General features: G+C 54.2%; 19 protein-coding genes. 8 read left to right on the forward strand and 11 right to left on the reverse strand.

Annotated features, from left to right (window positions below):
* Positions 1-686: 686 nt before the first annotated feature.
* Positions 687-1,322 carry a hypothetical protein gene (locus ABYT07_RS06570; protein ID WP_372990258.1) on the reverse strand — a complete coding sequence of 212 codons (636 nt, stop codon included), beginning with the start codon at positions 1,320-1,322 and terminating at the stop codon, positions 687-689.
* An 89-nt stretch (positions 1,323-1,411) separates the two neighbouring features.
* The gene (locus ABYT07_RS06575) at positions 1,412-1,990 is read right to left on the reverse strand and encodes a hypothetical protein (protein WP_372990259.1); all 579 of its coding nucleotides are present in this window, start codon (positions 1,988-1,990) and stop codon (positions 1,412-1,414) included.
* A 623-nt stretch (positions 1,991-2,613) separates the two neighbouring features.
* Between ABYT07_RS06575 and ABYT07_RS06580 the strand changes: the two genes are divergently transcribed.
* On the forward strand, positions 2,614-4,386 hold the full coding sequence (locus tag ABYT07_RS06580; protein ID WP_372990261.1) for an ATP-dependent endonuclease: 1,773 nt from the start codon (positions 2,614-2,616) through the stop codon (positions 4,384-4,386).
* A gap of 79 nt (positions 4,387-4,465) precedes the next feature.
* On the opposite strand, the gene ABYT07_RS06585 is transcribed toward ABYT07_RS06580, so the two are convergent.
* The 7 genes from ABYT07_RS06585 to ABYT07_RS06615 all read right to left on the reverse strand — a co-directional run bounded on the left by ABYT07_RS06585 (position 4,466) and on the right by ABYT07_RS06615 (position 15,432).
* Positions 4,466-5,560 (reverse strand): SbcC/MukB-like Walker B domain-containing protein, encoded by a 1,095-nt coding sequence (locus tag ABYT07_RS06585; protein WP_372990263.1) that lies wholly within the window; start codon positions 5,558-5,560, stop codon positions 4,466-4,468.
* Positions 5,561-5,749: 189 nt separating this feature from the next.
* Positions 5,750-8,773: a helicase-related protein gene (locus ABYT07_RS06590; protein WP_372990265.1), complete on the reverse strand. Its 3,024-nt coding sequence runs from the start codon at positions 8,771-8,773 to the stop codon at positions 5,750-5,752.
* Complete coding sequence (locus ABYT07_RS06595) at positions 8,770-10,620, reverse strand: hypothetical protein (protein WP_372990267.1); 1,851 nt, start codon at positions 10,618-10,620, stop codon at positions 8,770-8,772. The genes ABYT07_RS06590 and ABYT07_RS06595 overlap by 4 nt, the downstream gene beginning before the upstream one ends.
* The gene (locus ABYT07_RS06600) at positions 10,617-11,837 is read right to left on the reverse strand and encodes a DUF6361 family protein (RefSeq protein WP_372990269.1); all 1,221 of its coding nucleotides are present in this window, start codon (positions 11,835-11,837) and stop codon (positions 10,617-10,619) included. The genes ABYT07_RS06595 and ABYT07_RS06600 overlap by 4 nt, the downstream gene beginning before the upstream one ends.
* A 1,377-nt stretch (positions 11,838-13,214) precedes the next feature.
* Positions 13,215-14,302 (reverse strand): IS3 family transposase gene (locus ABYT07_RS06605; protein WP_372990271.1). Its coding sequence is split into 2 segments (ribosomal slippage): positions 13,215-14,041 and positions 14,041-14,302, totalling 1,089 coding nucleotides; the frame shifts between segments, so codons are not numbered across the junction.
* A gap of 66 nt (positions 14,303-14,368) precedes the next feature.
* Positions 14,369-14,728, reverse strand: coding sequence for a hypothetical protein (locus ABYT07_RS06610; protein WP_372990272.1), 360 nt, complete (start codon positions 14,726-14,728; stop codon positions 14,369-14,371).
* A 32-nt stretch (positions 14,729-14,760) separates the two neighbouring features.
* Positions 14,761-15,432, reverse strand: a complete 672-nt coding sequence (locus ABYT07_RS06615) for an acyltransferase (RefSeq protein ID WP_372990274.1) — start codon at positions 15,430-15,432, stop codon at positions 14,761-14,763.
* Between the two features lie 118 nt (positions 15,433-15,550).
* Between ABYT07_RS06615 and ABYT07_RS06620 the strand changes: the two genes are divergently transcribed.
* The 3 genes from ABYT07_RS06620 to ABYT07_RS06630 are packed head-to-tail and all read left to right on the forward strand — an operon-like array spanning position 15,551 to position 19,550.
* On the forward strand, positions 15,551-18,058 hold the full coding sequence (locus tag ABYT07_RS06620; protein ID WP_372990276.1) for a glycosyltransferase: 2,508 nt from the start codon (positions 15,551-15,553) through the stop codon (positions 18,056-18,058).
* Positions 18,058-18,792: a CatB-related O-acetyltransferase gene (locus ABYT07_RS06625; protein WP_372990278.1), complete on the forward strand. Its 735-nt coding sequence runs from the start codon at positions 18,058-18,060 to the stop codon at positions 18,790-18,792. The genes ABYT07_RS06620 and ABYT07_RS06625 overlap by 1 nt, the downstream gene beginning before the upstream one ends.
* Positions 18,789-19,550 (forward strand): sulfotransferase family 2 domain-containing protein, encoded by a 762-nt coding sequence (locus ABYT07_RS06630; RefSeq protein WP_372990280.1) that lies wholly within the window; start codon positions 18,789-18,791, stop codon positions 19,548-19,550. The genes ABYT07_RS06625 and ABYT07_RS06630 overlap by 4 nt, the downstream gene beginning before the upstream one ends.
* 8 nt (positions 19,551-19,558) lie before the next feature.
* On the opposite strand, the gene ABYT07_RS06635 is transcribed toward ABYT07_RS06630, so the two are convergent.
* Positions 19,559-20,521, reverse strand: coding sequence for a glycosyltransferase (locus ABYT07_RS06635; protein WP_372990282.1), 963 nt, complete (start codon positions 20,519-20,521; stop codon positions 19,559-19,561).
* A gap of 42 nt (positions 20,522-20,563) precedes the next feature.
* On the opposite strand from ABYT07_RS06635, the gene ABYT07_RS06640 reads away from it, so the two are divergent.
* From ABYT07_RS06640 to ABYT07_RS06655, 4 genes are all read left to right on the forward strand, one after another.
* Positions 20,564-21,922 (forward strand): capsule biosynthesis protein, encoded by a 1,359-nt coding sequence (locus tag ABYT07_RS06640; RefSeq protein WP_372990284.1) that lies wholly within the window; start codon positions 20,564-20,566, stop codon positions 21,920-21,922.
* A 9-nt stretch (positions 21,923-21,931) separates the two neighbouring features.
* Complete coding sequence (locus tag ABYT07_RS06645; RefSeq protein ID WP_372990286.1) at positions 21,932-22,588, forward strand: ABC transporter ATP-binding protein; 657 nt, start codon at positions 21,932-21,934, stop codon at positions 22,586-22,588.
* A gap of 27 nt (positions 22,589-22,615) precedes the next feature.
* Positions 22,616-23,509 carry a sulfotransferase gene (locus tag ABYT07_RS06650; RefSeq protein ID WP_372990288.1) on the forward strand — a complete coding sequence of 298 codons (894 nt, stop codon included), beginning with the start codon at positions 22,616-22,618 and terminating at the stop codon, positions 23,507-23,509.
* A gap of 77 nt (positions 23,510-23,586) precedes the next feature.
* Positions 23,587-24,336, forward strand: a complete 750-nt coding sequence (locus ABYT07_RS06655; protein WP_372990292.1) for an ABC transporter permease — start codon at positions 23,587-23,589, stop codon at positions 24,334-24,336.
* Between the two features lie 53 nt (positions 24,337-24,389).
* Here ABYT07_RS06655 and ABYT07_RS06660 read toward each other — a convergent pair.
* A partial coding sequence (locus tag ABYT07_RS06660; RefSeq protein ID WP_372990290.1) for a calcium-binding protein occupies positions 24,390-26,273 on the reverse strand: 1,884 nt, incomplete at its 5' end.

Here is a 26,273-nt window from a genome sequence, read left to right on the forward strand (position 1 = left end):
GAAGACATGGCGGAGGCGGATGATCTGTTCACCAAACTGATGGGCGATGTGGTCGAACCACGTCGTGAATTCATCCAGCAGAACGCATTGAACGTCGAAAATCTAGACTTCTGACGGTTTTGTAGGGAAGCACATAAAATTGCGCGGCGCGTATAACTTTGCGCGTCGCGGATGATACCGAAAATATGAAGACCTATTAATTCAATAACTTACGTGATCGTCGCAAAAATGCTGGACTTAGAGGTTCGCGCCAAGTTCGCTGCTTCTCTTTCAAACCTGAGTGTACTTTCAAATTGCCCCTCGGTCAGTCTTTGCCCATCGTCCATTACAGCGCGCACGTAGTTTGTATCCTCTCCGTCGTAGCTAAGCCTTTAGATTAAATTCTATATTCTCTCAAAAAATTCACTAAGGACAGTTTCGAACTGAGGACCAAGTCTGGCTTTTGCCATCCAGATGCCAGAAGCGCAGAAAATAGACTACCGCGGAATACGCGAGGCACCAAATATTGATGACGAAAGCCGACTTTGGTTACTCGGTTTGACAGGACCGCGCAATGAGTGGAGCCTCGAGGCCATTTGTCGCTCTCTTGGCGTTCAAGATGTAGATAAGAGACGTTGCCATGGTCCCTGACGGTTGACGGCAAGCCCTACGTGCCTCACCAATTTCATGGAGATTTCGTTCGGTTTTCAGATTGATTTATTTTCACTTTTTATCAATACTTGCAGGTGTTTAGCGCAAGAATTATAAAATTCCGAGACTTCATCTACGCTTGGAAGCTCGACAGCTACAATGCGATGAGCAAGGTCTGCTTTCCTTGCGTCTTTCTCACGCCTGTTCAAGCCATCCCAGCTTCTGAGATAATTGGTGGAGATGGTAGCTGTTTCTGGATTGGCGTCTTCGTAACTGTCCGAAAGACACCTATGGGCGAATACATATCTTTGTGGGTGCTTAATAAACCCTGCCCAAGCACGGATGTTTTTGTCTGCTTCAGTCTCTTGATAGCGATCTGGCTCTGAAGCCGCCTGAATGTACTCCCTGAGAACATCAAGGGATATCAGGAATATCTCTGACATATCCGAACAAGCAATATTTGACCTCGGCAAAGATAGAATTCGGTCAAGAGATGTAATAAGATTCGCTATATTGCAGGCCTCAGCGACGTGAAATTCAACCTCATCGCCATAATCGTCAATCAGAGAAAGTGACCCAGCTGCGCTATCGCAATCATACAGTTGACAGGAAAGCGGTTCCCCAGATTGGTCTCTCAAGGACCTGTTAAGCCGTACACGCAGTACCAAAAAATCTTCTCGGCAGTATGCCATTCAGCTCTCCATAGAAATTCGTATGACGATCAGGTTCAATGCATCCCAGTTGAACGACTTGCCAGTGATTGGCATTCCAACGATCCCGTCTAATCGAGCGTTATGGTCTTCCCGAGCTTAATGCCAAGCTTATCGAGTTGCCTATTGAGCTGTGCAATCGCGAAGTGCTCCGTGTGGTCAACCGCTTCAAGAAAATCGAGGATTTCGTGGACCGGCATGGCATTCGTCATTACGTGCCGTATAATGATCTGATCTCCATCATCCTTTACCGCCAGCGTGACTCGCGTAAGATCGTTTCGATCCGCATGGGCGGCAAAAGTATTGCGAAGGGCCATCAAACGCCGGTGAACTTCCATCCCGTCACTTGAACCTGAGTATACCTTCTTTGCGTCGAGTTTCTGAATACCAGGACCCGTAGAAGCATAGCAGCGGCAGTAAGCGACAATCGCGGCGACAAGGAAGGCCTGATACCGATTTATGTTAACTAAGTCATCTAAATCAATTGCGTAATCCTTGATCCAGTCGAAATTAGCGCGCGCCGTTTGGAGGTGCATGAGAACATATGTCCATGAGTTCAATCGCTCGTATCCAGGGGGATCAAGTGCAAACCCCTCGTTGACCATGCTGGCCATTTGCATTTCGTAAACCTCATTGGAAATTGTCGGCATTGTGTTACTTTCAAGTGACGGCTTCAAAGCGCGAAGTTGAGTTTGTTAAGGCGAGGCGGCATTAATGACAGGCATTGCCACGGCTTACCAAAAACGCTTGTCTTTGGGCACCGTATATTTGTACAGCCTCCAGCTCCAAACCGAGATATTTTTTGAGACTCGGGAATCGGAATGGTTGTAACCCTCTTTTCCTCGCGGTCTTAAACCATAACCGCAATGGCTCCAGCCGGATCATTTCTTGGATAGTCATGGCCGAGAATGTTGCATTCGATCATTTTATTAGACTGCCAAAGACCGCGCTACGGTTCCATTACCTGCACAAAGTGAACCGACACCCTTAAAGTTCTGGATTTACAGCGAATGGCAGGATCGATGGGCTGCGACGCAGCAGGCCGGTCGACTATTGAATGTCAGCCACTTTCGCTTGCCCAGCTTCTTCTCGGCGAACGCTATCAAGCGACAAGTGCTGATCCGCGAGATGGCCACCCTTTGCTTTTTTTTCAGATGAACAGACTCTGGAATTGCAGCCTTTATACGAGCACATCGCTGCATGAAATACAAAACAGTGTTGAATACACTCATAGTATCAGGAATGCTCTCCTCAACTTTATTGGGAGGCAACTTTGCATCATATTTCGGAAACGAGAATCCAAAATTTTAAGTCTATATCCGACGGGACATTTCCACTTTCTTATTACACCCCGTTAGTTGGCTACAATAATGCTGGCAAAACGAATATTATCCGCGCTGTCGCTTGGGTAATTAAGAAGTCCAGCTTGACGATCGAAGATTTTTACCAAGTCGACCAACCTGTCATAGTGGAGGCGGAAATCGTAGGAATTACCGATGATGTCCTTGTTGCCATTGGGGACGCACATAGGAGACGCATTGAACCACTAATAGTCAACGGTTGTATTCGCATTCGACGGACACAAGCAGCGCCGGGGCAAAGTGCGTCTTCAATACGCCTGGAAGTACTCCAAAGAGAGAACAATGACGAAATTTGGGTGGCGAACCCGACGGGTATTGATGCCGCAATAGCGGCTTTGTTTCCAGACCCCATCTTCATAGGGGCGATGGAGAATGCGACCGAAGATGTGGGAAAGTTTGGTAGCAGCACAACAATAGGAAAGCTCTTAAAAGAGATCATGGGACCAGTCATTGAAAGGTATTCACCTACAGTCGCCATTGCGCTTCAAGATATTGGGCAAAAGCTATCTTCAAATGCCGTTGATAAGGACGAAACGCTTCTCGATCTTGACGAACGTATTCAGGGCGAACTTTCCAAGCTCTTCCCAGGCGTATCTGCAAGGACACATATTCCATTACCAGAGTTTTCTGATTTTATGAAGGCCGCAACAATCAGAATATTTGAAGACGGCTATGAGGATCTAATAGGTCGTGATGCATCATCCTTCGGACATGGCGCTCAGCGATCTATCCAGATCGCTCTGGTCAAATGTCTGGCCGACGTCAGAAAGGCGGCAGGCGGAAATGCTGGGAGGACCACGCTTCTCCTGATCGACGAACCAGAGCTTTACCTGCACCCACAGGCAGTGGAAGTCGTACGCGCAGCTCTGAGCCGCCTTTCAGGTGACGGGTACCAGGTGCTTATAACAACGCATTCAGCTAATATGATTTCATGCTCCGATGCTCCAAACGCTCTACTCGTCCGTAGAACCGCTGCTGATGGGACTAAATGCTATACTCGAATCAAGGATGCTGTGACTGAAGCCATCGCAAGCGCCGAGCATCAATCGGAGACACTCTTTGCTCTTTCGAACTCCAGTAAAATACTATTCTCTGAGCGCGTTGGGATCGTCGAAGGTAAGACAGAACGTACGTTACTACCTACGATATTCCAAGATGAGTGTGGGCTTACGCCTGACGAAGACAAGATTGGATTGGTAGATATTGGGGGTACGCCCAACATTCCCGACGCAATGAAAGTTCTGAACGCTATGGGAGTGCCAACCAAAGCGATTGTTGATCTCGACTTCGCTTTCAGAATTGCACCTATAAAAGGCCTTATTAACCCAAACCATGTGGATATAATCGCATGCAAAGCGGTTCTCGTAGAACTCAGGGACGCTGGCGATATTGGTCTTGATGGGGAGGGACTTCCGAGGAGTCACAACGGTGCTCCCGCTACTGCTGCTTTTGAACTTCTTGCAAATAATACTACCGCAATTCCTTGCATAGAGCGCCTGCACGAGGAATTAAAAGCATGCGGGATCTGGTTGTGGTCGAAAGGTGCCGTTGAAGCCCACCTTGGAATAGCGAAGACAAATGCAGCTCGCAGAACGTTCTTACAAGAGTTTTCCAATCCAGCATACAAAGCTGCTATGCCTGATTATGACACAGTGCGAGATGCAATTGCCTGGCTTCGAGACTAAACAGAGAAGTATGGCTGACCTCCCCATATTTTTTTATCGACTGCGAAATGCTATTCACTCGAAGCGGCACATGTGGTTGCTATCCAGCAACCACGACTTCACTCGATCCATCCCCTTGAGCCTCAATTTGGACCTGCATGGGAATGCGGTCTTTCATCGCCTGCACATGGCTGATCACGCCTACCATGCGGCCTTGCGCTTGGAAGGCCTCAAGGGCGTCTATCGCCAGATCCAAGCTTTCCGCATCAAGGGTGCCGAAACCCTCGTCGATGAACAACGTACCAGAGATCGCACCCGAGCCGCCGACGGACGAAAGCGCCAAAGCCAGCGCAAGAGAGACAAGAAACCTCTCGCCCCCAGATAAACTGCGCGTAGATCGGATTTCGCCGGCCATATCTTCATCAACTACATGCAGGGAGAGCTTCCCCTCGCCCATCGCCAAACGATAGCGAGGTTTGATACCTTCAAGATGGTGGTTCGCTTGTTCCACCAGGATCGAGAGGGTCACCTCCTGAGCGATCTGAGAGAACCTGTCGCCATTGGCCGATCCCACGGTGTCATTGACTGCCGCCCAAGTATCGCGAACTTGTCTTGCCTCGTCGATTAGCGTGACAATCGCGGCTTGGCGAACTTTCGCATCCATGTCGACCCGAAGCTGGGATGTGTAGTCCTGTTCCTTCTTTTGATTTTCCTCGTCGTAAGCGGTGACCTTAACCTTACGAGCCTGGAGACTCTCCAGACTTTCCTCAAGCGAGCCATCTTCTTGCGCGTCCACTCGCGTCAAGATGATCGCCTCAATATCAGTTCGCCGGGTTTTGACTGTTTCTTGAGATGCCAAGCGGTGTTTCTCAAGCATAGATATGCGCTCTTCGAGGTGTGTGACCTCGTCCATGGGCTTAGACAAAAGATATTCCAAGCGTACTGGCAAGATTGCTATTTTTTGGCTGGCAGCATTGAGTTCAGCCTCAGCAGACTCAAGACGTGTTTCTGCTTTCAATAGGATTGTTTCGCCGGAACGCTTTTCAGCCTCAAAACCGTATTTCAGCTTTTCAGCAGACGAATGCGCTTCAGCTGTCTTTTCGCGCTCTTCTGCAGCCTTTTTGCGGCGCTCATTGAACGCTGTCCGATGAGGTCCAGTCTCTTGTCCGCCAAGAAGTTGGGAACGTTCCAACATCAAATCCGAATGCGCCTTTATTCGCCCTGATATCTGATCCTGAACCGGAGGACCCAACACGAGAAGTCGAGACCTGACGGAGGAAAAGGCATGTCATTTGATATCTGGGGATTGCCATCACTACGTTCGCTTTGCCTTTGGATGCTCCGCCGAGTCCTCATGACAGCTCGACGGCGCCAGAGCGGGAGACTAACGCAGCCCCATGGCAGAGAGATCCAACACAAGTGGGCGTAACAGCAGGCGGGTGGCTTCGCCGCCGTGCGCAAGAATCTCGACGAAGTCTTCTTGGTTGGGCTGACCCAGCGCCAGGCGATAGATCATGCGCTGCTCGCGCAGCTGTGCAAACCGACTTATGTCGCGGCCAAATGGGCGCTCGAAGATGTGGCGGCTGATCTCGGCATCCTCAAGCACCCACCAGGGACGAAGGCCGCTCGCATCAACCAGTTTTTCCGCTTGGCGCGCCAGGTGATTCCATGGCGAACCGCCCTTTTCAACGGCGTCTTGAAGGGCTTCATTGTGCAACAACGCCGAAAGTCGCCGCCTGACCGCCAGCCCGGCAAAGCGATGAATGCGACCTTCGCGTTGCTCAAGGTCAAGCGGGTTGGAAGGCAAATCCCAATGCACGACATGCGAACACCAAGGATGGAAATCCAGACCTTCCTGTCCGACCGATGTCGTTGCCAGCACGTGTGGCCAGAACGGCGTATTGAAGCTGCGGCGGACTTCGTCCGGCCGCGCGGGTCTGGATGGCGCGTGTATTCCATTCACCTTGCCGGCCGGTTCTGCCTCGGCGTCGCCAAACGGAACAGCGACATGAGACCGTACTGGTATCTTTTGCGATAACCCGCCAACACTGTGAAAACTGAAGCTACCCGCGCGCAGGCCCAGCGCAGACTGCAAATCCCTGGCAAGGCCCGCCGCACCATCTGCAAGATTTTGCGCTCGCAACCAGAAATGCTCGTCGAGGACACTTTCGAAACCGCCATCGACAACAGCGCCCATCACCTTATCGACGGCGTTATTGCCAGGCAGGGACGACAGGATCACCGGATTATCCAGATAAGCGCGCAAGCCCTGCCAGCTCAATTTTACGAGTTCACCAAAGCGCGGAGGATCAATGATGGTCTTGTCATGCCGCATCAGAGCCCGGCCAAGCACCACGCCCGGTGCGCCAATGGCATAGTCGATGAGATCATCGAGTTCAGTCGGCGAGAGGCGTTCGATCCTTGGTGTCTGTCGCCATTTGTGCACGGCGGATCGTGCGGCGCGGTCCTCGCCCACTGCGCTGATCCAGGCTGTAGCCGATTGGTCGGCCACGCCCGCCGCCTGCTCTATCGCAGCCAGGGTCCGGCCGATGGATCGATGTCGGCGGCGGGCCGTCACCGTGTCTTTTTCGACGATCCCCTTGGGAAGTGCGGCAAGGATCTGCAGCCTTACGTGCTTGCGGATGGCACCGATCGTTTTTCCCGCCTTAGCGAGCGGATCCGTATGTCGGATGAGCCACGGTGACGGATGGAAGGCGGCCATCACCGGTCCGGGCGCAGCCGTTAGCTTGAAGCGTCGACGCCGATAGGCTTTCTCGTAGCCGCCGCGCTGTCTGGGGAGGCACGCCGCTTCGACGCCGAAACTAAGGAGTGCCGCCACGCTTGGCGGAGTCGCCCGAAATCGGCTGAACATTAAAAGTTTCGGATCGGTTACTTCACCCTTCCAGCCGCCAGCAAGCGGCCACCACGGCAAGGATGGCGCGACCCATGGCAGGGATAGGAGTTTCGCCGGCACCGCGGCGCTGAGCGCCCTGAGTTTCGCGTCAGGCCACCTCGCTGGCGCGTCGAGCTTGTTTCGGCGCTCCTTTGTCATCTTTGTGAGTTTCGGTGCGGCTTTGATGTTTGCTCGCTTCCAGGCCGCATATCTGGGCCCCAAAGATTGCGCGGGCAGCGGAACGGAAGACCAATAGGGGAGCGCTTCGTATCGCATGTCCTCAGGGAAGCTGTCGGCAAGATGCCGATAGACCCGAAAGTCCTCGGCGATCGGATCCGCTGCAAGGAATTGCGTTCGAGCCAGCGGATCACCAAAGGCGAAGCTGTCCCGCTCAGTCCTGGACATGACCGGGGTCAGAAGTGCGCGAAGAGCATCCCGCAGTCTACCAGCCTCTCGGATCGCGTCCTCCAGATTGGGATCGCGCGGCTCCACATGCGCAGCAATGTCCCGTAATTTTTCGCCGAACTCAGAAAATAAGGTCTTGGCGTGGTCGCGGACAGCTCCACCAGCGAGGAACTCGATCAACGCCAGCAGCTCGGTCTGCGCCAAGGCACCCTGAGTTTCCTCCCATCGCGTGCTAAGCAGCCGGTAAGGGGTCGCGCTGAGCAGCAGGATGGCGGGCCGATCTTCCACCCCGTGCGGTTCCAGCAGCGCTTTGAGGAGCGGATCGGCGTCCTTTTCATTCAGGAGATGCCTGTAGCGCTGAAATTCATCCAGAATGACTAAATCGGGCGGTTGGTGACGGAGTGTCGCCAGCGCCAGTGCACGGCGCAGACGACCGACGAAGCTGGTTGACTTGAGCGGCTTGATCTTCCGCAGCGGGTCACCACTTAGGGCCCGATCGAGCATTTCGCGCACCGGCTTACCGAATTCGGCTGCCAGCGCCTCACGAAACCGCTGTGTCAGATTCGGTGGCGCTGCAGCAAGTTTTCTCTTGGCATCTTCGACCAGCCAATTCCACGAGGATTCGCCGACTCTCTGACGCATTATGGCCGGATCGAGATCTCGTGCGAATGCGGGGTAGGCGCGGCCCAGCAGCACATTAAGAAAGGCCCGCTCTTCTTTTCTTCCGCCCGTCAGACGAACACGCGCGCCTGGGAAGGACGTCGCAGGCGTCAGCGCGTAGATCAGAACCGGATGATCGGGCCTCTTCGCGACCGCCATCAGGGAGAGCCGATCCGGCGTCGCAACAGTGGCCTTACGTGCCTGCTCTTCGAGGAAACTGACGACGCGCCCCTTGTTCTGTTGAGAGACCGCATGGCCGTTGGCGATGTAATAGACAATAAGAGGCAGCTTGCCGTCTTCTGACATACGGCGCGTCACTTCCTTCGCAACGACAGTCTTTCCCAGTCCGACTTCATCGGCTACCAGGAAGCGGCGGCGGCCATCCTGATTGGCAAATGCCGCGAGTGCCGCATCAACGGCTGCTGCCTGGAAGGGCTTGGGATTGCTCATCGACGCATCCCCTTGCGCTTTCCGGCCAGACCGATCCTCAGCTTGCGCCATAGCGACTCGAAGCGGCGCAACATCTCAGCGGTTCGCGGGTCTTCCTGATCGGCCAGTTCCAGCAACGCCGGCAGGTAGTCTGACACACGGCGTTCGATCTCGCTAAACCTACCTTGATCGCGCGACCAAGCCGCGAGCATTTCCTCCAGCGTCGGCAGCAGGGGATCAAGCGCAGGATTTGCACTGGGAGCGGCACGAGCCGGTTGCTTCTCAATCGTCCAGTCAGCGTCCCCATCGCGACCATCATCTGCCAACAGTCCTGCCAACCAAAGTAGGAAGCCCCTCGCACCCAGAAGTAGCACAAAGGCCGCGCGATCGCGGTCTTCGCCGAAAGGCGGGTCAGCCGGGACGCGCTGCAGCCAGGAAAGCCCCTTCTCACCACGGCTGACCCGCAAGCGTACGAACTCGCTTCGTTCGGCGGTCGGTGTCGCCCCAAGCGCCACCGTCGCCTGCCGCCGCGGCCAGGGTTTGAGCTCGCCGTGCAAGCTGCCGACTTCAAGCAGGATGTCCGCACCCTCAGGGTGCGGTCCATTTGGATGGAGATCAATGTCATGGACAAGACGAAGCTCATCACCGTCGATGTTGAGCGTGCTTGCCCACCGAGCTGCGACTTGCGTCCGAGCGCGCTCAAGCGCTTCTTCTTCAAGCGCTGCCGCGTCTGGATGATATTCGCTGACCGGCGGCTCGACAATCCGCGCCGAGTTGAGCAATGCCTTCAGACCTTTTTCCACAGCCTCGGTGACATGCAGTTCGGCCGTGACCTCAGCGTTGCGGCCTGTCCATGCCCGCATGGTTGCGTTAGCGCTGCCAAGCCATAAGGTTCGTTTGCGTCCCGCGCGAACGAAGAGCAATTTTGCATGGAGACCACGGCCGATCTCTTCCTCCTCGTCATTTGCAATATCTGCCTCGGATGCCGGGGCGGGGCGCGCTTGCTTCGGCTCCGGATCGCCGATGGGATAATCCGGTGCATCCAACGCCAGCAACTCGTCGAAAGAAGCGAGCGACGGGCCGATCCTCTCGATCTCGCGCATCGAGGTTAGCAGCACGCGCTTTGCCGAAGTCGGCCTTTTCGCAACTCGCCCGGCCAGAAACGTCTTATCGACGAACGGGCTCACAATTACGATTTCATCGGCCCCAGGCGGTACGATCGGAACTTGCAGGCCCCCAATCCCTGTGGACCACCGAATTTGCGCGACACGCACGCCGGTTGGCGCGCGCCATGAGACCTTCGAAACCGCGGCTGCAAGGGACGCTGGCCGGACCGCTTTCAACGCGGCCCGCTCGGCCAGCGAGCGGGCCAGATCACCTACTCCAGAAATCGTATCTCCGCTTTTTGCGCCTGAAACAAGCAAGAGGCCGATGTCACGGTTGACGCACTCAGTGAGATTGCGGCTTCCTATCCAGAGCCGCCAGCCGACCGCGCCGCCCTCGCTCCGCGTTCGTATAAGCGCCACCTTGGGATGCCAACTATGGTCAGCTTCGTCGAAATCGACTTCCCGCAGGAATTGGTCCAGCACCGCCGCGATACGCGGTGTTTGCCGCATCTTGGCAAGTCGACCGCGCTGTATGATGATCCGGACTTTGCCACGTAGGCGCTCGACAGCATCAGCGAAATCGGACGGGCTGCCTTTGCCCCCATCACTGTCCTTGCCCGCGAGGGCCAGCAAAGTCGCCCCGATCGATCCAAGGTCCGCCGAATAGAACGCAAGCAACGCCAATTCGACCTGCTCATCGGGGCCGGGACGCAGGCCTTCAAGAAACGAAAGAGCTGGCCAATTATCGACCGCGCCGCTCATTCAGCGTCCGCCAGGTCATCGAGAAGCGTACTGACCTGCTGCCACCTGTAATGCAGGGGGCCGGCCAATACATGCTGGTCGCTTGACCATTCGTGTCGGCGAGCACGCCCATTGGGAGTCGGAGCAAGCCGCGCGCGCGGCCCCTTTCGCGCTTCGGCAGCACTATAGACTTCTAAAAGCGCTTTGGGGTCCATTGATCCCGAAGCAATCCAGTCTTTCGTCGCCATCACCACGGCAAGCAATTTCGCTGGCAAGGACCCGATGTCCGATTCGAGCGCCGCGATATCGAGATCTCCTGCTGTTGCGCCCTGTTCCGCAAGGATATCCTTGAGATGTTCGCGGTGGCGGTCTGAGATTTGTAGTTTGTCGTCGAACTCGACGCTCCGCTCCAGCAGGGCATCATAAACAGCGCGACCGATGCCGGCAAGACAAGCGGCCTGCCGCGCGCGGGCGAGCAACCCCTTATCGGCACTGGCGACCGCATCTATCTCGTCAGACCACATCCCGGGAGGAGCCCTATTCTTGGATCTGACCAGCCTTGCAAGCAGCGACAGCTCACCGCCGCCATTGCCTCGCAGCTGCCCCAGACGCTCGCGCAAGAAATCCGCCTCCGGCCTTTTCAGACGCAGCGTGATGTCGCCGCTCTGCCAATTTTCCGGACGTTCGAGTAGCGGCACGAAGGGCGGCTCGAAGCTCACAAGAGGCTGACCATCGTCGTCAATAGGCGAGGCGACGGCCTTCAGCAGACGATGCGCCTGCTCTCGGGAAACCGTCCCACCGTCCTGCCGCGGGCGTAAGATTCCCCAAACCGCAAGCGCGTTCCAATAGACTGTAGACGGCGGCTGGCTTGAGGGCTTTGGAAACACCCGGCTGCCAATCACTTGGGCTTCGCCCGCGTCTTTCAACCGTCCTGCGAGCAGTCTTTCGCGGTCGCGCAGGACACGTTGCGCCGCCAGTCCGACTTTACCCGCAAGATCCTCGAACAGCCAAGGCACGAACAGCGCGTATCGCGCACGGGTGTGCAGGACCGACGTGCCGGGAAAGAAATGATCGGCATATCGCTGATGGATAGTCAGAAAGCCGATCTCATCGCGCACTCCCATGGACTCTTCGTCCATCTGAGCCTTCGCGCGGGCCAGCGCCTCACGCGAGAGATAGGTCCAGCCAAATGCCGGTTCTACTGCCGGCGCGCGTCTTGTTCGGGTTAGCTTGCCCACCTGTCACACTGCCTCATCTCTTGAGCCGGAACAGCGGCACTGAGTTCACCATCTTTCCCAAGGGCACCCTGTCCGCGAACCCTATTTCAGTCAGTTCACGAAAATCAGCCATATGCAACCTTTCCGACACTTCACGCAAGCCCTGTCAGAAGCTACGGCGCCGCTGCGGACAATTCATAGAATATTGCGGAAGCAGTTTCCCGTTTCAGGATATGGTCCTCTTTCAAGTCCTGTTTACGATAGTCCAAGTAGTACCTCCATCTTGGACCGCTGAGCCAGGACATTTCTCCAGCGTGGCGCATCGCTTCTGTTCGTGAATGACGCCGCAAAAGTTGGCTCCCACCCCCTTTACTGTCAAAAATGGACATGCCGTAGCATCAGTCTGTTTTGTACACAAAGCTGCCAATCACTGCGACTTGGTGAATGATCGGCTTTGCGCCTTGCGATGTGACGCGCAAATTTATGCGCTCAACTGGCGCAATTTTATGTGCTCAGAAAGTCTTCTAAGTCATTGATATCCGGCAAGCGAGGCGCAAGGTTACGTGCTTCCCTACAGGTTTGTAGGATCGCGCATAACCTTACGTTCTACCCGAAGGTTTGCGCGATTCTCCCAATAGTTTGCGCTGTCCCCGTTTGAAGCATTTTTCTCAACGTCGAATTTTCTGCATGCTCGGTGTCGTTTTTTTCCGACGCTGGAATTTTGCCGAGTAGTTAACGGCGAGCGACAGAGGACGAATTTCACACTCTGTTGTGACGGTGTGCGTCGAGATCAAATTGCGGGCAGCTGCACCGCCCCATTCGAGAGATAACCAGTGCAGCATTCGGCCCGTAGCAACCGTTAGTTAATCACCTCTGATGCTGCGGCGCGGCGCGTCGTTCCTGACATTCGCTGCAGTCGCAAAATCAGAGCGCAGGCGTGAGAGCGAAGCTACCGAAAGCAAGCGCCTGTACTTCATCCGCAGTCGGCATCCCAGCTTCTTGCTCTTTGATCATCCCAATAATCTGGGCTTCGCTAAATCGGCTCTTTCGCATCTGTTTGCTCCTTCGAAAGGTTGAGCAAACTCTACATCAAAGTGAGGGAAACTTCGGGGGGCAGGTCACTCTCTGTATCGAATTGGAATATGGGCGACGCCGTGGGACTCTTCGCAAAGCTGATCGCAGCGCCAAGTGCGAGCGACGAGACAGTAGGAAATATAATAGGTCTCAACCCATTCCATGATTATCAAGCTTGGGAAACGCTTACTGTGACTTCAGAGCTTGCGGCCAAAAGCCCCGCTGAGGCCGGATAGAGTCCTCACCATATTTTCCCTAAAATATCTGTTTGGACCAAACCTTCGGGGTAATCTCCCCATTTTTAATGGGGTCCAGCCGTAGAATTCAGGCGGCTGTTTTCAGTTTCATGGCGGGTGTCATGCCGCCGATACCCATATTGGGTCGCTCATTGTTGTAAGTCCAGAGCCATTCAGTCGCCTGGTCTTGTGCCTCCTCAATCGTTTCAAAGATATATTGCCCAAGCCACTCGCCGCGAACGGTGCGATTGTAGCGTTCAATATACGCGTTCTGTTGGGGTTTGCCCGGCTGGATGTATTCAAGCCGGATGTTGCGTTTCTCAGCCCATTCCATGAGCTTGCCACTGACATATTCCGGGCCGTTGTCGACACGAATTGTCTGCGGCTGACCTCGCCATTCAATGATCTGGTTCAGGCTGCGCACAACGCGCTCCGCTGGCAGCGAAAAGTCTACCTCGATGCACAGACCCTCGCGGTTGAAGTCATCCAGGACGTTCAGTGTTCGGATTGATCGACCATCCGCGAGCTGATCTGCCATGAAATCCATTGACCATGTCTCATTGGGCCTGTCAGGCACTGCCAGTGGTTCGGGCTTGTCCCGCTTCAAACGTTTCTTGGGTTTGATGCGCAGGTTTAACTCCAGTTCGCAGTAGATCCGGTAGACCCGCTTGTGGTTCCAGCCATAACCCTGAACGTTACGCAGATACAAAAAACACAAGCCAAAGCCCCAGGTGCGCTTGTTTGCCGTCAGGCGTTCCAACCAATCGGCGATTTCCTCGTTCTCGGTGCTCAGCGTTGGACTGTAGCGATAACAGGTCTCACTGATCTGGAACGTGCGGCACGCCAGCGCGACACTGACCCCATGCACCGCCACCACCTTCATGGCCATCTCTCGTCGATGAGACGGCCTTAAGACTTTTTTCCAAGGGCTTCCTTGAGCAACTCATTCTGCGTGCTCACCTCCGCATACATCTTCTTGAGGCGGCGGTTCTGTTCGGCCATGTCCTTCATCTCGGCAATCAAAGATGCGTCCATGCCGCCAAACTTGGCCCGCCATTTGTAAAAGCTGGCACTGCTCATCCCATGCTCGCGGCACAGCTCAGACACTGGCACGCCGCCCTCCGCCTGCTTCAACACAGCCATAACCTGCGCGTCGCTAAATCGTCCGTTCTTCATCGTAAATCTCCTCAGATACCTTGCCGAGAAAATTCTACTTTGGAACACCACTAATTTTAGGGGGGATTACCTCGGGGCTTTAGAGCTGACCGAAGCGCTCGCTTGGGATAGAAGCGCCGCCATCCCAAGTGTTTCCAACAGGTAGCGGCGATGTTTCTTGTTTCGATGTGATTTGCACTCGATGGCCGCCACCGCTTCTCCGACCTGCATCACAGTAAAGTCCGAAGGCACCAACGCATCCCGCCCGCTCCGGACGATTTCGACATCGTCGCCAAGCTCAAGAGTTTCTAAGTTGCGAGCAAGAAACCGGAAAACTTCTTCCTCGAATTCGATGGGCCTTTTGACGCGTTCGTCAGCCGGGACCCCACGCCCTCCCAGCTTGGCTTTGCTCGTGCCCTTGCAATCCACGGCTTCGATACCGTACATGTCGCCGGGTGCGCGAGCCGCATCGTTTAGGATCAATTAGAACGCTGAACAACGTTTTCTTCAATCTCGCAAAATCCCTTTTCGGGCTGCAAACGTCGCCGGTCCCATGTGACACCGCTGCGTACAACCCGCGCGGGCGCACCGACAGCCAACGAATGGGCCGGAATGGTCCCCAAAACCATCGCGCGACTCCCCACGATTACATCTTGGCCGATCCGTGCCCCCTTCATGACGCGCACCCCTTGCGCAAGCCACACATGATCACCAATCAAGATATCACGCGGCATATTTAGCCGCTCACCGGTTTCCTTGTCCAAGATCGAATGCATATCGCTCACGTCCATCGCAATATCACCCGACAACATGCAATCCTCCCCCAAGGTGATCATGCCAGCCTCGTGCAGGGTGATTTGAGCCCCCATCATCGTCGTATGATTGCCGATACGAATATGGCTGTTCACAGCGCGGCACCGTAGCGCGCCCGTCAAGTTGCAATTCGTACCGATTGTAATCGAACTATCGTGATTGCGCAGTTCAATCATACCGCCGCCTAATACCGTATCTTGCCCGATTATCAGGTGATTATTGCGGCCATGGATGGAAATCTGAACCCCGCGAGCGGCCTTAACCGTCGGATCAATATCGATCTGGTTGTTCGCACCAAGATCAGTGACTTCGATCGCGTTCATTCCGTCCTTTGGCATTCAGGCCTTCTCCTTGGTCGGTAACAAACGCATGGCCTGGTCAATTTAACCTCCCCTTAAGCACAAGCGTGCTGATCTGAAGCTCACTCTAAAGAACTTAGAATCGAAATGACTTATTTTGTATAAACAGCTCGCCGCTCTTTTTGCCCGCTACGCCGCTGCACATCTAAATGCGCGCGGAAAACCCCAAGGGATATTCAACGCCGACGGCCAGATGGTCGGCGCAATTGATGTCGTGTCCATGTCGCAAGGCGAAATTCGCGTGGCTGGCTGGACATTGGCGGGCACGGTCGTCTTGCATATGAACGGTATCAAAGCGACCACCAAGGCAAACCTGCACCGGCATGACGTTGCACAAGCGCACGGCCTTAATCCTGATCTCGGCTTTGATCTAGTTCTGCCCCTTGGGCCCGTGGGGTTGCGTGAAATCTCGCGTTTTGGTGTCGAATTTCACGATGCAAACGACGCGGCCGCAACAATTTCCATGCCTTTGCCTCTCATGAATATCCGCTATATTCAACTTCGTATCATTTTCCGCTTTGTCTGCGCGTTGCTGGCGTTTTTGCCTGCCTGTCTGGGGTGGCTGATCACCAGAAATTCAAGGTATCGCGCCCATATAAAACAGGGCCTAAAGTTGACTGCTTTGCCCCAAGCGCAAGAGCTGGATCCTGATCTTTTCCGGCTGTCCTTGGACTTGGTGAAACCACAAACCGGCATCACAATCGTCATGCCCGTCTTCAACGCTTTCGACCTTGTCCAAGAGGCGTTGAAGCGTGTCGTCCAACACACCGACGTTGCATGGCGTTTGATCCTGATCGAAGACTGCTCGAGCGATCCGCGGGTGCGCCCCTTTTTGGAAGATTGGAAAAAACAACATCCCGACACCGTCATACTCATAAAAAACGATGAAAATCTGGGGTTCATTCATTCCGTCAACCGTGGCTTTGAAAAAGCGCTTCTGTGGGGTGACCCTGTAATCTTGATGAATTCTGATGCGCTGGTACCCGCTGGATGGGCCAGCCGTCTGATTGCACCGATGATGACGGAAAAAGACGTAGCGACAGTGACCCCAATGTCAAATGATGCGGAGATTTTCACCGCCCCTCTGATTTGCACCCCTCAACCACTTGCCCCCCGACAGGGGGATGAGATTGATGCGACTGCAATCCGACTAAACCCTTGTGCAGAGCGTGTGTTTGCCCCCACAGGCGTCGGCTTTTGCATGGCGATAAATTTGAAATATCTCACCAAAATCCATTATTTAGACACTGCTTTCGGGCGCGGCTATGGCGAAGAAGTTGATTGGTGTCAACGCGCCCGCGCGTTCGGGGGCAAGCATATGTGCGCCACCAACCTATTTGTCGAACATCGCGGCGGGCAAAGCTTTGGCTCAGCGGAAAAGCGAAAGCTGATCTCTGAAAACAATCAAAAAATCACCAAGCGCTATCCAGCCTATGACATCGAAGTGCAACGTTTTGTCAGCGCCGACCCACTGCGTTCAACCCGCCTTGCACTTGCGCTGGCTTGGGTCGGGGCACAGGATGCCTATCCAGTTTCGATTTATCTGGCGCACAGCATGGGCGGCGGTGCCGAAGCGTACTTGCAAAACAGAATTACAAAAAAACATCATGCATTGGGGCGCTCGGCCATCATCTTGAGGGTCGGCGGGGCCAAGCGTTGGCAAATCGAACTTGTGACACCCGATGGCCTCGTTTCCGGGCGCACCGATGATCTGTCCTATGTGCATAAAATGCTGTTACCCATTGCACGACGACGGATCATCTATTCCTGCGGCGTTGGTGATCATGATCCGGCAAACCTTCCGGACGCTATTCTTAGTCTCAGTGAAGAAGGGCGGCATGCGATAGAAGTCGTATTCCACGACTATTTTGCTGTGTCCCCGTCTTACACGCTGCTTGATGATCAGGGTCGTTTTGACGGCATTCCCGAACCAACGCTAACTGATAATCCTGCACATCAGGTGAAAAACAGAAACGAAACCGTGACGTTAGACCGCTGGCAAGAAAAGTGGGGTGCGCTGATAGAGGCTGCAAAGGACGTGGTTGTTTTCTCGTCAAACAGCGCAGATATCGTCGTGCGGGCATACCCACAAGCCAGCGATAAGATCGCGCTGAAGCCCCATAAGATTTTGCAACCTGTGCCCCGCCTAATCCAAAAACCCGCGCATGCACGACGCGTGATCGGGGTATTGGGCGATATTGGCTACCAAAAAGGGGCGGGACTGATTGATGGTTTGGCCCGCTACCTTGAAGCAAACAACATCGGTCTCGCGATTGTTGGCCACTTCGATCTGAGCTTTCCACTCCCGCCTTCCGTCCCAGTCCACGGGGCCTATAAAATGTCGAACCTCGCGCAAATTGCGGCGCGCTATGGCATCACCGATTGGATCATTCCGTCGATTTGGCCGGAAACCTTTTCGTTCACCACACATGAAGCGCTCGCGACGGGCCTTCCTGTTCATGCCTTTGGGCTGGGTGCCCAAGGCGATGCTGTGACCCAAGCGGAAAATGGCTTCACGATCCCCTTTGCCAGCAAGGATGATCTTGGCCAAAATCTGCAACAACATTTTGCCCAGCATCTTAAACATCCCAAGAGAGCCGCCTAATGTCCCAGATCGCAATACCCCTAAAATCCCTGCGCGCGGCTGGCATCGAAGTTTTGAACAGGGGCGGGTCATCTGTAAACCTCCCGCAACATACTGTGTTAGAGGCACCAGGCAGCTTGAAGTGGACACAGTACGAGCATTCGCTTGAGCTTGGCGCATTTTCTTATCAGGTATCAGGGTATTGCTTTGCCGCACGAATCGGACGCTATTGTTCCTTCGGCGAGACAACACAAATCGGCAGGCAAAACCACCCGACCACTTGGGTCTCAACCAGCCCCGCATTCTACCTTGGCGACCGGCTGTTTGATCTTGGTGAAAACTTTGATGCGGCCGAACATTATCACAACTACAAATTCAGCTTCAACGGCCCCCCCACAAAGGTAAAGATTACGACCATTGGGAATGATGTCTGGATCGGTCATGGTGCCTATATCGCTGCGGGTGTGACGATCGGTGACGGGGCGATCGTGGGCGCACATGCCGTGGTCACCCGCGATGTACCGGCTTTTGCGGTGGTTACGGGCAACCCAGCGGTGATCAAGAAAATGCGTTTTCCGCCCAGCCTGATCACCCCCATGCTGCGCAGCCAGTGGTGGCAGTTCGCACCTTGGCAAATGGACCATCTCGACCCCTCAAATCCCGCTGATTTCTGCAAGGGAATCTATGAAATGATCGGTACAGTGACCCCATATTTGCCCGAAAAAATTGACCTGCGGGACGGCGTGCCGGGATGAAGAAAATAGTTTTCCTGCATATTCCTAAAACGGCCGGGCAAACCGTGCATTCTGAACTGTCCAGGATCGTGGGTGCCGACCAAACATCACCCGTGCGCGTGCACACCCAAGCCCCAAACGATGGTCAGTTTCCCGCTGGCTATCATCTGTATTCAGGGCATTTGGATTGGGATACGCTAGATGACATCGGCAATGATCGCTTTGTTTTCACCATTCTGCGCGATCCATTCGAACGGATCGCATCCTTTTATTTCTACCTGCACCACAAATCTCTTGGCTTGCCAGACAGTGCGCTGACCCTGCCTGAAAACACAGGCCTTCGTAAAATTCGGCACTGCTCAATCGATGACTATTTCTTTGGTGGGACCAAGGACTGGCAACGTTTCATTCTGGACCACTATGAAAATTTCTACTGCGCCTATTTCGCGACTCGGAAAATTCGCGGCGCTGCCGCATTGGCCGATTGTTCTTCGTCAGAAATTCTGACCAAGGCCCGAATGGGGGCCAGCCAACTGAATCGCATTTATAGCATCGAAAACCTAGGCACTCTGGAATCTGATCTGCATCAGTTGACGGGTAAAAAAGCAGCCCTCTCCAACACGCGTATCAACGCTGGTCCCGGATCCACTAACACGAAACGCTGGCCGTTACTGCTTGACCGGATCGAAAGCGATGCCAATCGTCAAAAGCTGGCTGATTTTGCGGCTTTGGATGTCGAATTAATGGGAACGCTGGTTCAAAATGGCTTGATGAAATGATCGATCCTTTACACCCCTCCCATCCATCCCAATGCGCGCAGCGCCAGATCACCGGACTGGCTTTGCCGATATACCCCAATCGACTGAGGGGCCGCCCGCAGAATTGGCGTGGTCTGTGTGCGCCAGTCAATAAAGTTGAACAGCAACCGTCGGCTTGGCTTGGTCAACACAGGAGCGAGGTCATTGAGCACCATGACATTGCGATCCACCCAGTCCACGAAAATACGCTGAATCACCAGCATGGCGCGGTGCATAACATTGATACGCTGTGCGCCCAAAATATTGTTCTCATGCTGGCGGTAGAATATCCCCGGTTTTGCGTCATGGATCACATCAAACCCCGCGCCGGTGACCATCTGATACACCCACCAGTCGTGGAACGGCACATTCGCCTGCACCGAAAAGCCAACCGTGCTGCGCAAGAAATCAGTAATCATTGGAGGAATGACAATCGTATTCCCGTTCAGCACGTTTTGCACAAGCGCATTGCCAAATTCAAACGGCCTTTGATATCGGGGCGACATACCAATCACATTCAAACAACTGTCCGTATAAACGCTTCGACTGGCATAGATCTGCGCCCCTGTTCCCCGCCAAATCATATCGACGGCGCGACCAAGCTTGTGCGGCATCCAGATGTCATCTTGGTCCGCGAAAGCGACCCATGCACCGTCCAGTTCGGGCTGCGCCAACAGCGACATAAAGTTCTGCGCGCAGCCTTTTTTCGGTCCTTGGAGCAATCGGATATCGCGATCCGGATGGTTTGCGATGAACCTTTCGATCTCGGGCACTGTTTGATCTGTCGACCCGTCATCACTTATCCAAAGGCTCCAGTCTTGGTGGGTTTGCGTCAGGATCGAATGCAGTTGCGGGGCCAAAAACGCACCGCCATCTTTGGTACAAAGCAAGATGTGAACATGAGGCAGCATAGGTTTTCCACCGGTATGGATCAGGATGGTTTCGCTATGCACAAAACCACAGCCCACTTAATATTCAGTGATCGGGGGTAGGAAATGGCCCGCAATACATCGCTTCACAAATTTCCTCCGCTGAAGGATCAACATGTTTTGCACGACAACCGCAAAGCCTTGAAAATTCGCGAGCGCGAAGAGGCACTGGCCAGGATCGAAGAACAACGCTTTGCCAAGAAACGTGCGCTTTTGGCAAAGGCCGAGGCGCGTCAAGCGGCTGAACCTGCATCCCAGATCGCGGCGAATACTGTGCCAGTACATCCCGTGGCCCCGCCAGTGCGTCGCGCCCGCATCAAACTGCGCCACAGGATCGTTTTCCTCAGCTTTTTGCTGGGTGTGCTTGGGACAAATCTGGCTGCCGCCTGGTATCTTTGGGAACGCGCAGCAGACCGCTATGTTTCGGTTGCAGGCTTTTCTGTCAGAACAGAGGAAATAAGTTCGGCAGTCGAGCTTTTGGGCGGCGTTGCAGAGCTGTCCGGATCCGGGTCATCGGACGAAGATATTCTGTATAAATTTATTCAGAGCCAAGAGCTGGTGCGAACCGTCGATGATGCCCTTGATTTGCGTCACCTATGGTCCAAGGCAGATCCCGAAATTGACCCCATTTTCAGCTATGCCCCCCCCGGTGCCATCGAAGATCTGACCGATTATTGGGCGCGGATGGTGACTGTTTACAATGACAGCAGCACCGGCCTGATTGACCTCGAGGTGCAGGCGTTCGATCCCCAAGACGCCCAAAATATCGCGCGCATGGTGTATGATGAAAGTTCGCGCATGATTAACAGGCTCTCCGACATTGCCAGAGAAGACGCCACGCGCCACGCCCGAGAGGAGCTTGAGACCGCCGTTCAACGGCTCAAGGTTGCGCGTGCCGAGGTGACAAAGTTTCGCAATAAGAACCAGATTGTGTCGCCTGATTCTACGTTGCAGATACAGACCGGCTTGTTGTCATCGTTGGAAATGCAAATGGCCGAAACCCTGATCGACCTTGATATGCTGCGCCAGACCAGCACCGAAAGAGACCCCCGGACAAAGCAGGCGGAACGCCGCCGCGAGGTCATCGAAGCGCGGCTGCGGCAAGAACGCGGCAAGCTTGGCATTGGCAGTGCAAGCGACACCCGTGATGACCGTTTTGCGGATTTAGTGGGTGAATTCGAAAGCCTCTCTGTAGACCGCCAATTTGCCGAACAATCCTATACAGCCGCACTGGCGGCCTATGATGCCGCCGTTGCAGAATCACGGCGCCAGACACGATATCTTGCGGCACATGTCAGCCCGACACTGGCGGAAACTTCGATCTATCCAAACCGACCCGTCACCATGGGGTTGATCGCGCTGTTCAGTTTTCTCATTTGGTCGATTTTGGTCATGGTTGGCTATTCTTTAAGGGATCGGCGTTAGCAAAGTGCCATGATCGCTTTGCAAAACCTCACAAAAACCTACCGGCTGCGCGGACGGCGCAAAATTGTGGCCGACAATATCAATGCAATTTTTCCAAGCCGGGTTTCCGTTGGTCTATTGGGGCGCAATGGTGCGGGCAAATCTACATTGCTGAAAATGATCGCAGGCACCGCCGACCCAACATCTGGAGAAATCCTTACTGACGGACAAATCTCTTTTCCCGTCGGTTTTGCGGGATCGTTCCACCCGGATATGACCGGTGCGCAGAATACAAGATTTGTCGCCCGGATTTACGGCGCAAACACCGATGCGCTTATGGCTTACGTCGATGATTTCGCTGAGCTTGGCAGCCATTTTCACCTGCCCATCCGATCATATTCATCAGGAATGCGGTCGCGGTTGGCCTTCGGTGTATCCATGGGGCTGGCGTTTGACACCTATTTGATAGACGAGATTACCGCCGTCGGCGACGCCTCCTTCAAGCGCAAAAGCAAGCAGGTTTTTACCGATAGAATGTCGCGCGCTGGTTCAATTTTCGTCAGTCATTCCATCGGGATGGTCCGCGAAATGTGTACCGCAGGCGCAGTGCTGGAAAACGGAAAGCTCGATTATTTTGACGATATTAACGAAGCGATAGAACGCCACAGTTACAACATGAGAGCCTGAACCGCCCTTTTTCGAAAGACCCCAAATATGTTTCCGGAAAATGCCAGAATGGTTTTTTGCATAGGTGCCCAAAAGGCTGGCACGACATGGCTTTACGACGCTTTACGCAAAAGCCCGCAGGTGCATTTTTCTCGAAACAAGGAGCTGCATTATTTTGACGTGGTTTCCGGAAGAGCGCAGCAAGTGCTCGACCTGCGGGTCAGGGCGGCACAAAACCTGTCCAAACGTCTTGTTGCTGAAACCGGGCCGCGCAACCGCGCTAACGTTGAGCTTTTACAAGATTTAACATCCCTTTTGTCGATATACACTGGCGATACTGGCGATCATGGGCCCTATCTGGCCTATCTTTTGGAAAGTTATCAAAATCAAAAGGTGATCTGCGACATTACACCAGCCTACGCGATTTTGGACCGCGCAACATTTGGGGAAATGGGTCGAATAGGGTCAGCAAAATTCATGTTCATCCTTCGGGACCCAATTGATCGGATGTGGTCGCAAATTCGGATGGCTGTGAAGATGGCAAACACCCTCCCTGAGAACTTTCAAGAGGTCTGCGAAACCCGGGCAAGACAACTGATCGACAGCAACCGTTTGGCCAAAATCGAGCGTGCAGATTACCAGCGCACCATAACAGAGCTAGAGGCCGCAATTCCTGCCGACCAAATTCAATACCTGTTTTACGAAACGCTGTTTCAAACGGATACGATGGCGAACATCTGCCGTTTTTTAGACATTCCCCCGATTACGATAGAGCCGGAAACCCTCAGCAATCTTGGCATAACGGCGGTGCTTCCCGACGACCTTCGAAGGGCGTTTCACGAAGCATTTGCGCACCAGTATGACTTTATTGGCGACCGTTTTGGTGCGAATGTCCCCGCCCGTTGGGCTGGCCCAATCACCACAGACATATCGGTCACATAATGTCGTTAACAAACCATCCCAAGAGTCAATCGCGGCGCGGTTTGCGAAAGGTCAACCGACCCTTGCGCTTTGGGACAATGCGGACGCTGTGCGCACTGATCTTAAGAGAAATGACAGCCAGCTACGGCCGCTCACCCGGCGGATATCTGTGGGCCTTAGCAGAGCCCGTTTTGGGCATTGCACTTTTGTCGGCGATCTTTTCGGTTGGATTTCGCAGCCCGCTGCTAGGTACAAATTTTCCCATGTTCTATGCCACGGGCCTATTGCCGTTTTTAATGTTCAGCGATCTCAGCGCCAAGACGGCGCAGGCGATCAACTATTCAAAACAACTGCTCGCCTATCCGCGTGTCACATTTATTGACGCCATTTTGGGCCGCTTTTTTCTAAATTTCTTAACCCAGTTTCTTGCGGGGGCAATCGTTTTGGGGGGAATCGTTCTGATTTTCGATACACGAACAACATTTGAAGTAGGTAATGTCTTGTCCGCTCTGGCAATGGCCGGAGCCTTGGGGTTAGGCATCGGCACGTTTAACTGCTTTTTGATGTCGATGTTTCCGATCTGGCAGCGTGTTTATAGCATTTTGACACGGCCGCTTTTGCTGATCTCTGCCGTCATTTTTACACTTGAAAGCATACCAGAGCCATATCGGGGCTGGCTTTGGTATAATCCAATTGTCCATATCGTGGGCTTATTGCGCGCCGGGTTTTACCACAGCTACGACGCTTCCTACGCCATGCCGGTTTACGTTTATTCCATAGCTGCTGTGTTTGGGCTTTTGGGTCTGTTGTTCTTGCGCAGATATCACCGGGACATCTTGGAGCTTTGAAGAGCATGTTTGCCATTTCCCCAGACTTTCACGATCTATTCCTTTGAAATTATTCATACAAACTCCACATCGCCATTCAGGACGCTCAATGTTTCCACACCCGAGAGTTCTAGAATGTTCCCGTTACCAAAATCTAAAGATATTGATCCGTCAGCGGTCTCGGTCACGTAGTTCGCCAGTTGGCTTAGGCTTAATGACCCACCGCCCCAAAGCGCTGAATCCAATACCAAAGTGTCAATCTCGTTTTGGAAATCAAGGATTCGATCCCGCCCGGAACCAAAGGTAAACCGATCAGCCCCGATGCCACCCGACAAGATATCATTCCCGCGGCCGCCATCCAGATTGTCATGCCCCGCATTGCCTTTCAGCAGATCGTCGCCATCCCCGCCTCTTAAAAGATCGGATCCATTGTCCCCCTGAAGCGTGTCGTCGCCAGCCCCCCCATCAAGTGTGTCGTTATTAATGCCCCCGGACAGCCGATCATTCCCGGATTCCCCCTCTAGGAAATCGGCCCCCGCATTTCCGAAAAGGTGATCATTGCCTGTACCGCCATACAGGTTGTCAGCCCCGGCGCTGCCTTCGAGCGTATCCTGATCCGCCCCCCCCCAAAGGCTGTCCGAATTCAGCCCGCCAACAAGTTTGTCGTTGCCATTATCACCATACAGCCTGTCCGCGCCGTTATTTCCGGACAGCGTATCGTTTCCATCACCGCCACCGATTGCATCGAAACCGTCACCGCCAACCAGCACATCATCGCCGTCGTTTCCGCGCAGGGTATCCCAGCCGATACCCCCCCAAATGCTGTCAGCGCCGCCCCCTCCTTCGACCAAGTCGCTGCCAGCATTTCCGTACATGGCATCGTTTCCATCCTCTCCTAGAATGGTGTCATTTCCCCCCATGCCCGACAGAACGTCATCTGATGCCCGACCTTCGATGATGTCATCGGCATTGTCCCCCGCAAGCGTATCGGACCCAGGGGTGCCGATCAGGTTCAACGGGACCGGAACCCCCGGTGCCGTTTCCGTATCCGGCTCGTCCGGAAGCACCCAATCCGGCATAAAACGGGATTGGCCAACCAGTTGAAGCGACGCAATCTGGTCTGCGCTGAGGGATTGGCCATTGGCGGTTTTGATGATCAGCGTTTCCTCTCCAAAGGAAAGCTGGGCACCGTCGCTTGTCCCTTGATAGGTGATTTGTGAATTGCTGCGCAGAAACGCCCAGCCGGACAGGTCAATACTGTCTTGGGTGATGTCAAAATCCGCAATCGTATCCACCACACCGTCGCCACTGAACACAAACCGGTCCCGCCCAGCGCCCCCAATCAAAAGATCAGATCCCGCCCCGTCAGACAGAATATCCGCACCCGAAGCGCCCGAAAGCGTATCGTTGCCCGCACCGCCTAGCAGATGATCATCACCAGCCCCGCCTGCCAGCGCATCAGCGCCAGCGGTACCCGTGATTGCCGCAACGCGCGAAGAAATATCGACGGTGAAAACGCTAAGTCCCGATTCAACGCCCGAGGCCACAGCAAGGTGTAAAAGCCCGTCCTGAACCGTAAAGCTAAGCGCGGAAATAGCATCCAGCGTGGTGTTCAGACCATCGGCGATGGTCGTCATATGCGAAAGGCGTCCGCCGTCGAACAATTCGAATACGGTCACGCCATCATCAGCACCAGCAACAGCCACATAGGCACGCCCGTTATGGGTGGCAGTTTCCATCACATGGACCCCGTCAAAGCGGGTATCAAGTGTATCCATCACATGATCGGTCAGGACGATTGCCCCGTTGGCGTCCACCATGACCACGCTCAGCGTTGCACTGTCGGCGGATGCCAAAATGCCGAACGACTGGCCTCCGACATCGACAAAGGCGGTTGCCGTGGGCGTGGCGATTCCCACCCCGTCTGCCGCAGAAATCCGTGACACTTCACGAGGCCA

Source organism: Sulfitobacter sp., from assembly GCF_041552635.1.
Classification (GTDB): Bacteria; Pseudomonadota; Alphaproteobacteria; order Rhodobacterales; family Rhodobacteraceae; genus Sulfitobacter.